At 45.6% G+C, this 13,623-nt stretch carries 18 protein-coding genes; 16 read left to right on the forward strand and 2 right to left on the reverse strand.

The annotated features are described in order from the left end of the window. Nucleotides 1–42 precede the first annotated feature (42 nt). Both ACIPK1_RS08355 and motA read right to left on the reverse strand, forming a co-directional pair. Nucleotides 43–807 carry a flagellar motor protein MotB gene (locus tag ACIPK1_RS08355; protein ID WP_061053550.1) on the reverse strand — a complete coding sequence of 255 codons (765 nt, stop codon included), beginning with the start codon at nucleotides 805–807 and terminating at the stop codon, nucleotides 43–45. Nucleotides 808–820: 13 nt separating this feature from the next. Then, on the reverse strand, nucleotides 821–1,585 hold the full coding sequence (gene motA, locus ACIPK1_RS08360) for a flagellar motor stator protein MotA (RefSeq protein WP_005232810.1): 765 nt from the start codon (nucleotides 1,583–1,585) through the stop codon (nucleotides 821–823). Between the two features lie 620 nt (nucleotides 1,586–2,205). Here motA and flgB point away from each other — a divergent pair. From flgB to fliP, 16 genes are all read left to right on the forward strand, one after another. Next, nucleotides 2,206–2,565, forward strand: coding sequence for a flagellar basal body rod protein FlgB (flgB, locus tag ACIPK1_RS08365; protein WP_034872092.1), 360 nt, complete (start codon nucleotides 2,206–2,208; stop codon nucleotides 2,563–2,565). 21 nt (nucleotides 2,566–2,586) lie between these two features. Further along, nucleotides 2,587–3,003, forward strand: coding sequence for a flagellar basal body rod protein FlgC (flgC, locus tag ACIPK1_RS08370; RefSeq protein ID WP_005232807.1), 417 nt, complete (start codon nucleotides 2,587–2,589; stop codon nucleotides 3,001–3,003). A 7-nt stretch (nucleotides 3,004–3,010) separates the two neighbouring features. Continuing rightward, nucleotides 3,011–3,334, forward strand: a complete 324-nt coding sequence (gene fliE, locus ACIPK1_RS08375; RefSeq protein WP_005232801.1) for a flagellar hook-basal body complex protein FliE — start codon at nucleotides 3,011–3,013, stop codon at nucleotides 3,332–3,334. Nucleotides 3,335–3,361: 27 nt separating this feature from the next. Next, complete coding sequence (gene fliF / locus ACIPK1_RS08380; RefSeq protein ID WP_306425294.1) at nucleotides 3,362–4,984, forward strand: flagellar basal-body MS-ring/collar protein FliF; 1,623 nt, start codon at nucleotides 3,362–3,364, stop codon at nucleotides 4,982–4,984. 10 nt (nucleotides 4,985–4,994) lie between these two features. Continuing rightward, entirely contained in the window at nucleotides 4,995–5,999 is a 1,005-nt protein-coding gene (gene fliG / locus ACIPK1_RS08385) for a flagellar motor switch protein FliG (RefSeq protein WP_301387443.1), read from the forward strand. Beyond that, nucleotides 5,983–6,741, forward strand: a complete 759-nt coding sequence (locus tag ACIPK1_RS08390) for a hypothetical protein (RefSeq protein WP_008376626.1) — start codon at nucleotides 5,983–5,985, stop codon at nucleotides 6,739–6,741. The genes fliG and ACIPK1_RS08390 overlap by 17 nt, the downstream gene beginning before the upstream one ends. Next, nucleotides 6,738–8,090, forward strand: coding sequence for a flagellar protein export ATPase FliI (gene fliI / locus ACIPK1_RS08395; protein ID WP_008376625.1), 1,353 nt, complete (start codon nucleotides 6,738–6,740; stop codon nucleotides 8,088–8,090). Before ACIPK1_RS08390 ends, fliI begins: the two co-directional genes overlap by 4 nt. A gap of 22 nt (nucleotides 8,091–8,112) precedes the next feature. Further along, a complete protein-coding gene (gene fliJ, locus ACIPK1_RS08400; protein ID WP_005232789.1) occupies nucleotides 8,113–8,532 on the forward strand; it encodes a flagellar export protein FliJ in 420 nt (139 codons plus the stop codon). Between the two features lie 64 nt (nucleotides 8,533–8,596). Continuing rightward, complete coding sequence (locus ACIPK1_RS08405) at nucleotides 8,597–9,934, forward strand: flagellar hook-length control protein FliK (RefSeq protein ID WP_005232788.1); 1,338 nt, start codon at nucleotides 8,597–8,599, stop codon at nucleotides 9,932–9,934. A gap of 12 nt (nucleotides 9,935–9,946) precedes the next feature. Continuing rightward, complete coding sequence (locus ACIPK1_RS08410; RefSeq protein WP_003129052.1) at nucleotides 9,947–10,378, forward strand: flagellar hook capping FlgD N-terminal domain-containing protein; 432 nt, start codon at nucleotides 9,947–9,949, stop codon at nucleotides 10,376–10,378. Beyond that, nucleotides 10,375–10,737 carry a hypothetical protein gene (locus tag ACIPK1_RS08415; RefSeq protein WP_005232787.1) on the forward strand — a complete coding sequence of 121 codons (363 nt, stop codon included), beginning with the start codon at nucleotides 10,375–10,377 and terminating at the stop codon, nucleotides 10,735–10,737. Before ACIPK1_RS08410 ends, ACIPK1_RS08415 begins: the two co-directional genes overlap by 4 nt. Nucleotides 10,738–10,815: 78 nt before the next feature. After that, entirely contained in the window at nucleotides 10,816–11,712 is an 897-nt protein-coding gene (locus ACIPK1_RS08420; RefSeq protein ID WP_005232786.1) for a flagellar hook-basal body complex protein, read from the forward strand. Between the two features lie 35 nt (nucleotides 11,713–11,747). Then, nucleotides 11,748–11,945, forward strand: a complete 198-nt coding sequence (locus tag ACIPK1_RS08425; protein WP_301387455.1) for a flagellar FlbD family protein — start codon at nucleotides 11,748–11,750, stop codon at nucleotides 11,943–11,945. An 11-nt stretch (nucleotides 11,946–11,956) separates the two neighbouring features. Then, the gene (gene fliL / locus ACIPK1_RS08430; RefSeq protein WP_008376623.1) at nucleotides 11,957–12,460 is read left to right on the forward strand and encodes a flagellar basal body-associated protein FliL; all 504 of its coding nucleotides are present in this window, start codon (nucleotides 11,957–11,959) and stop codon (nucleotides 12,458–12,460) included. A 14-nt stretch (nucleotides 12,461–12,474) separates the two neighbouring features. Further along, nucleotides 12,475–12,840: a flagellar biosynthetic protein FliO gene (locus ACIPK1_RS08435; protein ID WP_008376622.1), complete on the forward strand. Its 366-nt coding sequence runs from the start codon at nucleotides 12,475–12,477 to the stop codon at nucleotides 12,838–12,840. After that, nucleotides 12,837–13,601: a flagellar type III secretion system pore protein FliP gene (gene fliP / locus ACIPK1_RS08440; RefSeq protein ID WP_005232783.1), complete on the forward strand. Its 765-nt coding sequence runs from the start codon at nucleotides 12,837–12,839 to the stop codon at nucleotides 13,599–13,601. Before ACIPK1_RS08435 ends, fliP begins: the two co-directional genes overlap by 4 nt. The last annotated feature ends 22 nt before the right edge of the window (nucleotides 13,602–13,623 follow it).

The following is a 13,623-nucleotide window of genomic DNA, read 5'->3' on the forward strand; positions in this document are numbered from 1 at the left end:
TCTTGGCTTTTCATAATGATATTTATAAAACCTTATTATGGGCTATTGTGTCGTTTCGGTCCGCTGGATGATCATCTCCACGCGGCGGTTTTCCGAGCGGCCTTGTGGGGTGTTGTTATCGGCTTTCGGTTCGGTATCGGCAAAGGCTTGGATGGCAGCATTTTTTTCTAAAACGGCGCCTTTGCTGATGAAGTATTCCATAACGGTAATCGCACGAGCGGAACTAAGATCCCAGTTAGATTGGTAGCGGCCATTGCCTTTTTCCGGTACGTTATCGGTATGCCCGGCGATCACGATTTTGTTGGCTTTTAGTTTTTTCAGTGAGTCCGATAGCAGATCCAGTGACTGACGAGTGGTGTCCGTGATCTCGGCGCTGCCAGAGGCAAACAAGATGCTGCTGGCAAGCGTGATATGCAAGCCATCGGATTCCAAGCGGACTTCTGTCTGCTCTTTTAAGCCAGAAGCTGCCAGCTCTTGTGCCAGCTGGTCGCTGATTTTTTCTAGTTGCTGATTTTCTAGTTGGGTCCGAACCGCTGCTTCTTGCGCTTGTGCTTCGGCAGAAGTGGCGGCTTTTTTTCGCGGCGTGGTCTCGCCCATATCGATCACCGACCCAATCACAGATGAATTGCTGTGGTGGCTGGAAAGGATGGTGCCAAATTCGCTTTTGATTTCTTGGAACTTCTCATCATCGACTTTCGCCATGGCAAACATGACGATGAACAAAGCCAGCAGTAAGGTCAACATATCCGAGTAAGGCAAAAGCCACGCTTCGTCTACATGTTCTTCATGTTTCTTTTTTCGCTTCATGTCGCTTCACCCTTTATAATTGTTCTTGCCGTTTTTTCGGATCGATCAAGCTGTATAATTTTTTCTCAATGCTTTTCGGCGATTGTCCGGCTTGGATCGCTAAGACCCCTTCCACGATGATCGACATCATTTGGACCTCTTGCTCCGATTTCAAGGTCAGTCGTGAGCTAAAGGGAATGAACAGGACATAGCCGAAGAAAATACCATAAAGGGTCGCCACGAAGGCCGCCGAGATCATGTGCCCCAGTGCTTCTACATCCTCTAAATTACCTAGCGCCCCAATCAGCCCAATCACGGCTCCTAACACCCCTAAGGTCGGGGAACTCGTGCCGGCGGTTTTAAAAATAGCCGAGCCGATGCGATGCCGTTCTTCGATCCCATAGATCTCATTCTCCATGATTTCTTGGATCTGTTCGGCAGCGATGCCATCAACCACCATTTCCAAGCCCTTTTTTAAAAAAGGATCTTCTAAGTTTTGGATGGCGCCTTCAAGAGATAACAAACCGTCGCGCCGGGCTTGGTTGGCTAATTCAACGATGGTATTGATGGTTGTTTTTAAGTCGTATTCTTTATTTTTCAGCAGAACGCCGAAGATCTTCGGGATTTTTTTGATATCACTGCTGGGAAATGAATTGATAACGGCTGCGATCACACCAACGAAAATGATGATCGCGGCTGCCGGATTGATCAAAACGGCCACATTGGCACCTTTTACAATCATCCCAACCACCACAGATATCAATCCTAAAATAATACCGATCAGCAAGAAAAAATCCATTTGTTGCGTCCTCCTAAATTCTATTTCCAGGTTTTAAACCCTCATTTATTTTATCGGTGAATTAAAATCATTCTTAATAGCAAAAAAAAATAATCCTAAAAATAACTAAAATAAATTTTCAGCTTCTTCTTTTTTTGTTGTTTTTTGGGCAAGTTGCGGCAAATTTTTGAAATGGTACAGCTTGCAATTTTTGTGAATATTTATAGATGGTACCGTTTTTTTTCGTGAAGCGTTTCTCAGGGTTTGTCATGTCAACAGGCACAAATGAAAATTTTTTAATCAATTTTTCGAATAATGCTTGTTTTTTTATCAAAAAACTGATTTTGATCAAAAGGCATAGATATGCTTGTAAAACGCTTTATATCGATCGTTTGCTTTTTATAACTGGGGACGAAATTGCGGTGAAACAGTGTTTAACAAATAACATAACACGTCTGTAACTTAAATGTCATATCCGTAAAGTTGCAAAAATCAAATTGTAAAATAAAAATAATTCTACTATAATGACATCACGTCTTCTTGTTTTTTTAATCTATAACAAAAAAATAAATAAATATATTTGTTTCTGTTCCATCGATGAAAAAAACGTTTGGTACAGAAGGTGGAAGGAGCAATTATTGTTGGATACCTATGATTTATTAAAAACAGCTATGAACGTTTCTGCACAACGCGCAGAATTGATTTCGTCTAATATCGCTAATGTCAACACGGATGGGTACAAAGCAAAACGCATCGTGTTTGAAAGCGAATTAAAGCAGGCACTCGCTTCGTCAGGGACCGACGCTGTAACAGAAGCGTCAGTTTCTCAAGTAAAACCGAAAATCACTGAAAATGCAACTACCAGTATCAAAGACAACGGCAATAACGTGGATCTTGAGGTAGAGATGTTGGATCAAGCAGCCAATGGGTTGTATTACAGTGCATTGACCGCACAAGTCAACGGACGCTTGCAAATGATGAACCTTGTCTTGAGTAATTGATAGAAAGCGCAGGAAAAACAAATGGGTATATTTAACGGACTAACGATCAACGCGAGCGGTCTAGCATTGGAACGGTTAAAACTAGATACGATCTCCAGCAATATCGCAAATGTAAATACAAATCAAACACAAACAACCGCGGCTTATCAAAAAAAGAGTATTCTTTTTTCAGAAAATTTAAAAAATAGTCGTGAAGGAACACCGGCTACATACGGTGTCAAAGTGACGGGGATCGCTGCCGATGAGACGGAAAAACTGACCTATGATCCTACCAATCCCGCTGCCAACGCTGAGGGATATGTCGGTCAATCAAATGTGGATATTGCCGATGAAATGGTGGCAATGTTGCAAGCGGTTCGAACGTACGAAGCCAATGTTTCTGCTTCAGAAATGAATAAAACAATCTTGAAAAAAGCATTAGAAATATCAAAGGGGTAACGAGAAAATGGATGGACTTTTAACGACAGGATTAACAGACTACCAAAACGTTTTGCGGACACTAGGCACGGGGGCTGCTTCAAACGAGACTAGTGTTGTGGGCACCAAGGAAAACCAGTTTTCTTCCTACTTGACCAATGCGGTCGATCAGTTGAATCAAAAAACGGCGGTCATGGATCAAGATACTGTCAATTTGATCACCGGCGATGAAAGCGATCTAGGCAATGTGATGATTCGCATGACGGAGGCGCAATTGGCGCTACAAACAGCCGTTCAAGTACGAAACAAGTGTTTAGAAGCTTACAATGACGTGAAAAATATGCAGTTTTAGCAGTGGGTGAGGGAATAAGAATAAATGATGGATAAAGTGAAAGAATGGACAGAACAACTCAAAGACCGTTGGCAAATGCAAAGCTCTTTAAAGAAAATGATCGTTGTTCTTTCCGTTATCAGCGTTCTCGGAATCACAGCAGCTGTTTATTATTTAAATACGCGAATTGAATACGGTATCTTGTTTACGGATCTAAGCGATGCCGATGCGGGAACGATCAGCAAGGATTTGGATGAACAGCAGATCGCCTACAAATTAGCCGACAATGGGACGACTATTTTGATCGATAAGGACCAAGTCGATGAATACCGCATCAATCTTGCCGTGGACAATAAGTTACCAAATACCAGTACAGGCTTTGAATTATTTGATGATGCCAACATGATGACAACGGATGAAGACCGCAAAATCATGTATCAGCGGGCAGTAACGGGCGAACTACAGCGAGCAATCGAGTCGATCGATGCGGTCAAATCCGCCAAAGTTTTACTCGTGATGCCAGAAGAAAGTGTCTTTTCTTCGGAGGAAAGTGCGCCGACGGCCTCTATCGTGTTGTCCTTGAAAAATCAGCAAATCTCAGACGAGTCCGTGCAAGGGATCGTTACCTTGACTTCCGGCGCAGTGGAAAAGCTGAAGCCTGAAAATGTAAAAGTCGTTGATAGCGCGGGCAATACGTTGACTAGAACCGAAGATGAAGCCAGTCAATTAAGTGGCTTAAACAATAAATACATTGCCATCAAAGATTCCTATGAAAAAACGCTAGAAGAAAAAGTAGCGAAGTTGCTGACACCGATCTATGGTGCAGACAAATTCCAAGTGTCGATCAATTTAGACTTGAATTTTGATTCGATCGAGCGGAAGAAAGTCACTTATGATGACCCAGAGATCAAGAGTGAAACAGTGCAGGCTGCTGGTTCGCAAGGGACCGTCCAAGAAGCCCAAACAGGGACTGTGGATGACAATGTCTCCAATGTGACCGGCACGGACGGAGAGGGGAACAATTCCTACAGTCGCTCCGTTGAAAATGAATTGGATACCGAGACCACTACGACCATTACGGCTCCTGGCATGATCGAACGAATGACCAGCTCAATCGTGATCAATGCGAACCTTTCGCAAGCGGATCAAGCAGAATTGCAGCAGTTGATTGCTAGCGCCGTCGGCTATGACAATGATCGTGGCGATCAAATTGCGATCCAAGGGTTTGACTTTGCCCAAGCAGAGGTTGATCCAGCCACTGATCCTCAAGGGAATGAACAGATTGCAGCTGCCAAAGGTTATGTCAAGTATGCCATCATCGGCGGTATCGTGTTGACCTTGTTCTTGGTGATCTTAATGATCGTTGGCGTGATCCGACGCCGACGCAAAGAAGACGAGTTGGAAGTGGATGTGACGGATGAAACGGTCACTTTTGCACAACCATCCGCTGCTAGCATCGGAGCGAGTAACCCGGTTGCACAAGAAGTCGTTTTTGGCGGTGTCGGTAACCGGTCTGCTGAAACGAAACCAGCGGTGCCAGAAGCATCCACACAAGAAGCCACAGCAGAACATACAGGAGAACCAACATTGGATCAAACGGCTAGAAATTATGCCGAAAGCAATCCTGAAGTAGCGGCGGAATTGATCAAAGCTTGGATGAAAGAAAAATAAGGGGGCAGCCATGGATACAATAGACGGGGTAAAAAAAGCAGCGATTCTTCTGATTTCTCTAGGATCAGATACCTCTGCAAAGATCATGAAGCTGCTGCCAGAATCATTTATACAAAAAGTGAGCTATGAGATCGCCAACATCGACTTTGTCAGTCCCGAAGAGCGGGATCAAGTGTTGGAGGAATTTTCTCATACCGCAACGGCCCGCAAATATGTCTTAGACGGCGGGATCGATTATGCCAAAAATTTGCTGAACCAAGCATTAGGCCCTCAAAAAGCCAAAGAAGTCATTGACGTATTGACTCAGATTCAGCTGCGGGAACGGCCCTTTAATATCGCTCGCAAAGCCGATGTTCAACAGTTGACCAATCTGTTGATCGGCGAACATCCACAAACGGTAGCGTTGATTTTGTGCTACATGCAGCCGGACAAAGCGGCCAGCGTCTTGTCACAGTTTCCCGATCATTTGCAAGTGGAGATCGCTGAACGGATCGGGACGATCTCCAGTACGTCGCCTTTGGTGATCGAACGGATTGAAAAAGTGATCGAGAACAAATTCTCGAATTACATTGAGAACGATACGGAAAATGTCGGTGGTGTGCATACACTGGTAGAAATCTTGAACTCAGTCAGCCGCAGTACTGAAAAGAACATTTTGAACGACTTGGAAAAGCGGCAACCGGAACTATCCAACGAAGTGAAATCAAGCTTGTTTACTTTCGAGGATATCGTGACCCTCGATCGCTTGGATGTTCAAAAAGTCTTGCGAGATGTTAAAAACGATGTCTTAGTCTTAGCGCTTAAAGGCACGACCGACGACATCAAGAACTTTATTTTCTCCAACCTCTCATCACGGGCGGTGGAAAATCTGCAAGAAGAAATTCAATTTATGGGTCCTACCCGCTTGTCTGCTGTAGAAGAAGCCCAACAAAGTGTGGTGGCTGTGATTCGACGGCTAGATGAAACCGGTGAGATCTACATCGGAAGGGGCGACCAAGATGCAGTGGTCAAATAGCAGTTTATTGAAGCAGCAGGCGGTCAAAACGACTGAAGCTGCTCGCAGTATTTTGACGGATACGACCATCAAAGCGCCGATTGAGAAACCGAGCTTAGACCCAGAACTGCAAGCGGCTAGACGTGCACGCCAATTGGAGCAGGAACGGCATCTGCAGCAAATGGAAGCCTTGAAACAGCAAATCTTGACCGATGCACAAGCGCAAGCGACGCAAATTCTAGCAGAAGCGAGAACGGAAGGCTTTCAAGCAGGACAAGCAGACGGCTTTCAACAAGGCTATCAAGAAGGACTCAATGCCAGCAAAGAAGCCGCGCAAGCATTGATGACACAAGCCCAAGCCAATGTCGCTGAAGCCGTTTCTGAAATCAACACCTTTCGCTCAGAGAAAAAGCAAGAAATGATCGCTTACGGCACGGCAATCGCCGAAGCCTTGATAAATCAACGTTTTACAGACGAGCAAGCAGGCTTCCTGCCTTTTGTGGAGTCTGTGCTATGGCAATTTGAACAACCCGATCAATTTGTGACTATTCGCAGCCAAGAGCAGCATCTTGCAGGGTTGCGAGAATTGTTGGAAACCAAAAAACAGACGATCAGCGGGTTTCGCTATTTACTCATGGCAGATGACGGCTTGGCGGAACACGATTTTTGTATCGAATCTGAAAATGCCTTGGTGGTTTTTGAACTGAGGGAAGAAATCGCTCGCTTTTTGAGCCAATTTTTAGAAAGCAGTGTGAAGGAATGACGTTTGAATTACCGATCACAGCGCTGCGCAAAACAGCGCAAGCACAGCCGTTCTTTACCACTTACGGCAAAGTCAGCGAAGTCGTAGGTCTGCTGATCAAAGTCGAAGGGTTGTCGGTTTTCATAGGAGAAATCTGTGAAGTCGCACTGCAAAACAAGACACATACAGCTTTAGCCGAAGTCGTGGGCTTTGTGAAAAAAACCGTGCTCCTGATGCCCCTTGATCAGCTAGAAGGCATCGGACCGGGCTGTTTAGTGCGGCCAACTGGCAAATCGTTGACGGTAAAAATCGATGATACGCTGCTAGGGCACACCTTAGATGGACTAGGGCGACCGTTAGATATGGCGCTGGATCTGGAAACTGCGTCAGAATATCCAGTTAGTCAAGATTCTCCTGACCCCTTTCGTCGTCAAAAAATCGCTGAGATCATGCCGACAGGTGTCCGGGCGATCGATGGTCTTTTGACCGTCGGCCTTGGCCAACGGATCGGCATTTTTGCTGGCAGCGGGGTCGGTAAGAGTACCTTATTGGGGATGCTGGCTCGTTATTGCGAAGCAGATGTCATCGTGATCGGCTTGATCGGCGAGCGAGGACGAGAAGTCAAAGAATTTATTGAAAATGATCTAGGCCCAGAAGGCTACCGCAAGTCGGTCGTTGTCTGTGCTACCTCCGATATGCCACCTCTTGTACGACTAAAAGGGGCTCATGTGGCAACGGCGATCGCTGAGTATTACCGCGATCAAGGCAAGAAAGTCGTATTGATGATGGATTCGGTGACCCGTTTTGCGATGGCGCAGCGGGAGATCGGTTTATCAACAGGTGAACCACCGACGACCAAAGGCTATACCCCTTCTGTGTTTACAGCTTTACCGAAGTTGTTAGAGCGCAGTGGGATGTCTGACAAAGGCTCGATCACTGCCTTTTATACCGTCTTGGTAGAAGGTGATGACATGAATGAACCGATCGCTGATGCGGTGCGGGGGATTCTTGACGGTCATATTCTGTTGTCACGGAAAATCGCCGCTCAAAATCATTATCCTGCCATCGATATTCAAAACAGCCTCAGCCGTTTGATGAAGACCCTCGTTTCTGAGGAACAGCATGAACATGCGGGGGAACTAAAAGAAAACATGGCCGTTTATGCAGAGGCCAAGGATTTGATCGATATCGGTGCTTACAAAAGCGGCAGTAATGCGTTGACCGACCAAGCGATCGCGTTGCATCACCCCATCCTACGGTTTTTACAGCAAAAAGTGGATGAGCGGATCCCATTTGAACAAACGATTTTTGAATTGGCGCATTTGTTCAGTGAAGAAGCGCTGATCGAGCGCCAGCGTTCGACCATGTAAAACAGATCATAAAGGAGCAACCATGCAAGCATTTCACTTTTCCTTAGAAAAAGTATTGGATCACCGAAAAACCATTGAGCAAGAAGCCAAACGAGCGTACGCCCAAAAACAGCAATTGTTGATTCAGCAAGAACAGCACCTGAACACGCTGGCACAGGAAAAAGCCCAGCTTTTTGATGTCAATGAAATGACCATTGGGCGGATGCAAGTGCAGCAACGCTATTTGCTTGCTTTGAATGCCACCATCGATGAGGTTCAGAACAAAATGTTTCACGTGAAGCAAGAATTGGCAGAGTCTTTATCGGTAGTGGTAGAAGCGCAGCAGGAACGCAAGATCGTGGAAAAACTGCGAGAAAAACAATTTGCTGAATACACCTATGAACAGCAATTGGAAGAGCAAAAACAATTGGATGAGTTCGGCAATCGCGCCTTATTTTCTTAAAGAACTAATGTTTTAGTGATGAGATGACCTTGGTTTTAAAGCATCAGCTGAGAGGAGGTGAACAATGAAAGAGATCACAACAAGTGCCGCAACCGCTGTACCTGTCGGTAGCAAATCAAAAAAGATGGAGGCGTCACCAGAGGTCTTCAGTTTGATGATGCGACAGCTGACAGTTCAAGCAGGCAGCAACCTGCCAGCCCCTATCGAAACATCAGGGATGACGGAGCAAATCGCCGCCGCACCAGAAATGGGTACGGCCAGCAGTATGGAACATCTGCCGCAGGAGTCAGAAATCACTTCAGCAGCTGAACAATCTGCAACGACGCAAGCGCCAGAAATGAGCCAGATCAGCCAGACACCTTTTGCAGGCTTGGTTCAGGAAGCGGCACAGGCATCAATGGTAACGACGGAGCAGAACCAAACAAGCGCCACAGCAGCTTTAGCACCAATAGACGTAGCCACCACAGTCATCGACCCCTCCGAGTCTACGCTTGAAGGTCTGGATTTGATGACAAATGACAGAAGTGAAGCCGCAGCACCAACGCTTGAAACGCCTTTGCCAGAAGACTTAGTAGGCGAAGAGCAGTCCACGGCAAAAGGGATCGCGACTTTCAAGGAAATCGATTCAGTAACAAAAGCCGCGATTGCGCAGACGACAGAAGCACAGCTGAAACAGTCCACCGAAGGGACCGCTCAATTGGGCCAAACGGGACCATTGGATCAAGTGTCGCCAGTGACCCACCAAGCGACGGATACGACTAGCACCTTGCAAAGCACGAAGGAAACAGTCGCCAAAAATACGGAAGCTGTTTCTGCACAAGCCATTGCTTTTTCGGCAGTAACCGACAATGAAATGGCGACACCAGCACTGCAACTGCTTGATGTTTCTCCCCTTTTGAGCAAGCAAGGACTAGCGCCAACAAAAGCGAGTATGGAGCAAGCGGCTCTGCCCTTAGCAAAAGCGACTGCCCAACTCGTCCAAACGAGCAGCACGTCAAGCGAGAAAAAAATCACGTTGCAATTCGTTCCCGAGAAATTAGGCACGATCCAGCTTTCTCTAGAAACGAATGCCCAAGGCAGCCGCTTAGAACTGACCGTTCAGCAGCCGCAAGCCAAAGAATTATTGCTGTCCATCAAGCATGAGCTAGAGCAAGTTTTGCAAAAGCAAGAGCAGCCGATCCTAGCAATCAAAGAACCTACGTTAGCTTCTGTCCAGCAGGCTGGTCCGCTGTCAAATCAATCCTTTGCCGGCAGTATGATGGCAAGTGACAGTCAGTTAAACCAACAGCGTTTTTTACAGGCTCAAAAAGGACAAAGCAAAAAGCCATTTCATCAAAGCAATACGGTTGAAGAAGAGCAGCAATTAGCACCGATCGATCATGCGATCAGTATTTTAGTGTAAAGGAGGAGACCTATGGCAGATGAAATTACAGCAGCTGCGGCCGGTATTGCCAATACATCGGCATTAACGCAAACAAAAAAATCTTCAGATATCTCCATGGATGATTTTTTGAAGATCTTAGCAGCATCTATGAGCAACCCATCGATGGGAGGCAGCGATTCTTCTGGTGGTGGTAGCACCGACTATATCTCGCAACTGGTTCAATTTACGACCTTAGAGAGCTTGAATGAATTGAGCGAAACGTTGACGACCTCGGTGATTTTACAGCAACAGCAGCAAGCTTTTAGCTTGATCAATAAACAAGTCACTCTGATGGACGGCACAGAAACATTGTCAGGAACCATCGAAAAGGTCCGCTTTGCCAATGGCTACGCCACGATCGTCGTAAATGGCAAAGAATACAGTATGAGTGCGATCCAAGAGATTGGCGGCGAAGCAAAATGAGTTTGACGATTCAACAGGGGCTGCAAAAAGTTGCCGGGGAGCCTTATCAAAATCCCCGCAAAGCCGTGGACAAACAAGCCTTCTCTTCAATGCTTGAACAAAAACAAAACGACATCAAAGTCTCGCACCATGCGCAAAAGCGTTTGACCGCAAGGGAATTGACCTTACAAGACGATGATTACCAATCCCTTTCAACGGCGCTTAGCGAGCTAGCGGAAAAAGGCAGCAAAGAATCACTGCTTGTTTACAAAGATATGGGCTTGATCGCCGATGTCCATTCACGAACCATCATTACGGCGATGGGGATGAATGAGCTTCACACCGTCACCAATATTGACAGCGCCACATTTATCAAATAGCAGCTGGACTGAAAAGGGGCTGCAAGTATTTTCTGAATGACAGAGGAAAATACGTCAACCATAAGGAGGAAAATAAGCATGTTACGATCATTATATTCAGGTGTCAGTGGAATGAAAAATCTTCAAACGAAAATGGACGTGGTTTCAAATAATATCGCCAACGTCAATACGGTTGGGTTCAAATCAAGTCGAGTCCTTTTCCAAGACATGATGAGCCAAACGATGTCTAACGCAACTGCACCAGGCAACGGCTTAGGCGGGATCAATGCAACGCAGATCGGTTTAGGGGTTCAGACGGGCTCCATCGATACCATCAATACAGTCGGTGCCCCGCAATCGACTGGCCGCAGCATGGATTTTTATATCAGCGGACAAGGCTACTTTATGGTACAAGGACCAGGAGCAAATGGCGAAACCTATTACACACGAGATGGCGCATTTGTTCGCGACAGCAACGGAACCTTGACCAATAGTGATGGGATGCAAGTCTTAGGTCGTTCAGTCAATGGCGGTCAACCAGTTGTCTATGATGACAACTTTGATGAAAACACGGCATTGAGCGGACAAGGTGCGGTATCTCCCTTGTCGATCCCAAGCACACTGACCGTCAATGGGGAAACCTTGACCTATAACTCCATGGCAATCGATGCCAATGGCTTAGTGTTGGCAAAATACGGCAATCAAACCTTTGTGATGGGAAAAGTCGGTGTCGCAACCTTCAATAACCCAGAAGGCTTAGAAAAAGTCGGCGGCAACAACTATATCCAAACCAGCAACTCAGGAAATGCGATCGTTGCAGGCCCCGGCAATAATGGAGCGGGAACGCTGCAAGCAGGTGCCTTGGAAATGTCGAATGTCGATCTTTCGACAGAATTTACCGAAATGATCATTGCGAGCCGTGCCTATCAAGCAAATTCAAGAAGTATTACGACTTCTGATGAAATGCTGCAAGAATTATTGAATCTAAAACGTTAAGAACGTGACGCTTCATCATTGAGAGGAGTTTGACCATGATTCTAGTGACCGCATTGAATGGCAAGCCATTCTATTTAAATCCAACATTGATTTATCGGATCGAAGAAATGCCGGATACATTGATCACACTGATAGACGGCAAAACCTTAGTGGTGACGGAAGCTGCGCAAGAAGTTGCGCAGCGGGTGATCGAGTATCATACGGTGATCCATTCGAACCAAGTGAAAACGTAAGGGTGGGAAAGATGGCAAAAGAAGAAAAAGTACCAAAAGCAGAAAAAGAGAAAAAAGGCTTGAACATGGTTGTTTTACTGCCGATCCTCTTGATCGTGGTAGTCGGCGGCAGTATCGGCGGAACCTTAGTGACGAATCACTTTTTGACGGGGGAAAAAACAGCAGCTGCTGAAACAGCAAAAGACAGCAGCAAAATCTCCTCAGACGAAGCGATCGTGGCATTGGATGAATTTTTAGTCAATCTGGCAAAAGAAGACAACCAAGAGCAGCAATACATGAAGGTCAATTTATCGATTTTAGTGGCGGATGAGGAAAAAAGCGCGGAAGCCACGAAAAATGTGGCTGTCATTCGTGACAGCGTCGTAAACTTATTGCGCCAACAAAAGGCCAGCGGTATTTTGAGCTCCGCCGAAAGTGTACCGAATTTAAAAAAAGCATTGAAAGAAACAATTAATCAGGAATACGGATCAGAAATCGCCAAGGATGTTTATGTGACGGATTTAGTGATCCAATAGAAAGAGGCATGTTGATGGAAACATTTTTATCGCTGGTCAAAATGATTGGGTTTTTGCTGCTTATTCTTTATTTGATCAACATTAGTTTGAAATATTTGAATCGTTACACGAACCAGCACAATCACCAGTTGCGTATTTTGCAAAAAATCGCCGTCAGCAAGTCGTCTTCGATCGGGATCGTCCAAATCATGGACAAATGTTACGTCATGAGCTTTTCTGAACAGCAAAATCAGATCATCAAAGAGTTGACGCAAGAAGAAACGGCCGCTTTTTTACAGCAAAGCCTAGAAAGCACCCAAGTGCAAGCTGGCAAAGATTTTTCTGAATGGCTAAACAAAGCCAAGGCGGAAATTGCTGGAAAACGAGGCAAGCAAAAATGAAGATCAAAGGCAGAGATATCAAGATCATGGCTGCGGTCCTTTTCAGCAGTCTGATGCTTCCGCAGACGGCATTTGCGCTAGACACGGAAGACGTCAGTTCCACCATCAACAATTTATTGTCGAATGGGAATGGCTCAAGTGATACGATCAATACTTTCTTGTTGCTGACGCTGCTTTCCCTTTTACCAGTCTTGCTGATCATGATGACTTCTTTTACTCGTATCATCATGGTTTTGTCCTTTGTGCGCAGTTCGTTAGGTACACAGCAAAACCCGCCCAATCAAGTGTTGATCGGGTTGGCCTTATTCTTGACATTTTTTATTATGAAACCTGTGTATACCGACGTCTATCAGCAAGCGATTGAACCGTTTGATCGACAAGAGATCAGCCAAGCCGAAGCCTTTGACCGCTCAGAAAAACGGATCAAGGCCTTTATGATGGTACAGACACGGGAAAAAGACATTGCCTTGTTTGCGGAAGCTGATGGGGAGACCGAAAAGTATCATTCTTCTGACGATGTTCCTCTGACCGTTATGGTACCGGCGTTTATTATCAGTGAGTTACGAACGGCTTTCAGTATCGGCTTTTTGATTTTTATCCCCTTTTTGATCATTGATCTGGTCGTCTCTAGTATCTTGATGTCGATGGGGATGATGATGCTGTCGCCGATCATGATCTCACTGCCCTTCAAGATCTTACTTTTTGTTTTAGTGGATGGCTGGTATCTGATCGTGGAGTCGCTGATCAAGAGCTTTCAATAGCCGCTAAGAAAGGAGCCAAGAG

Origin of the sequence: Enterococcus sp. NPDC086594, from assembly GCF_044746145.1 — a bacterium.
In the GTDB taxonomy this organism is placed as follows: domain Bacteria; phylum Bacillota; class Bacilli; order Lactobacillales; family Enterococcaceae; genus Enterococcus_D; species Enterococcus_D entomosocium.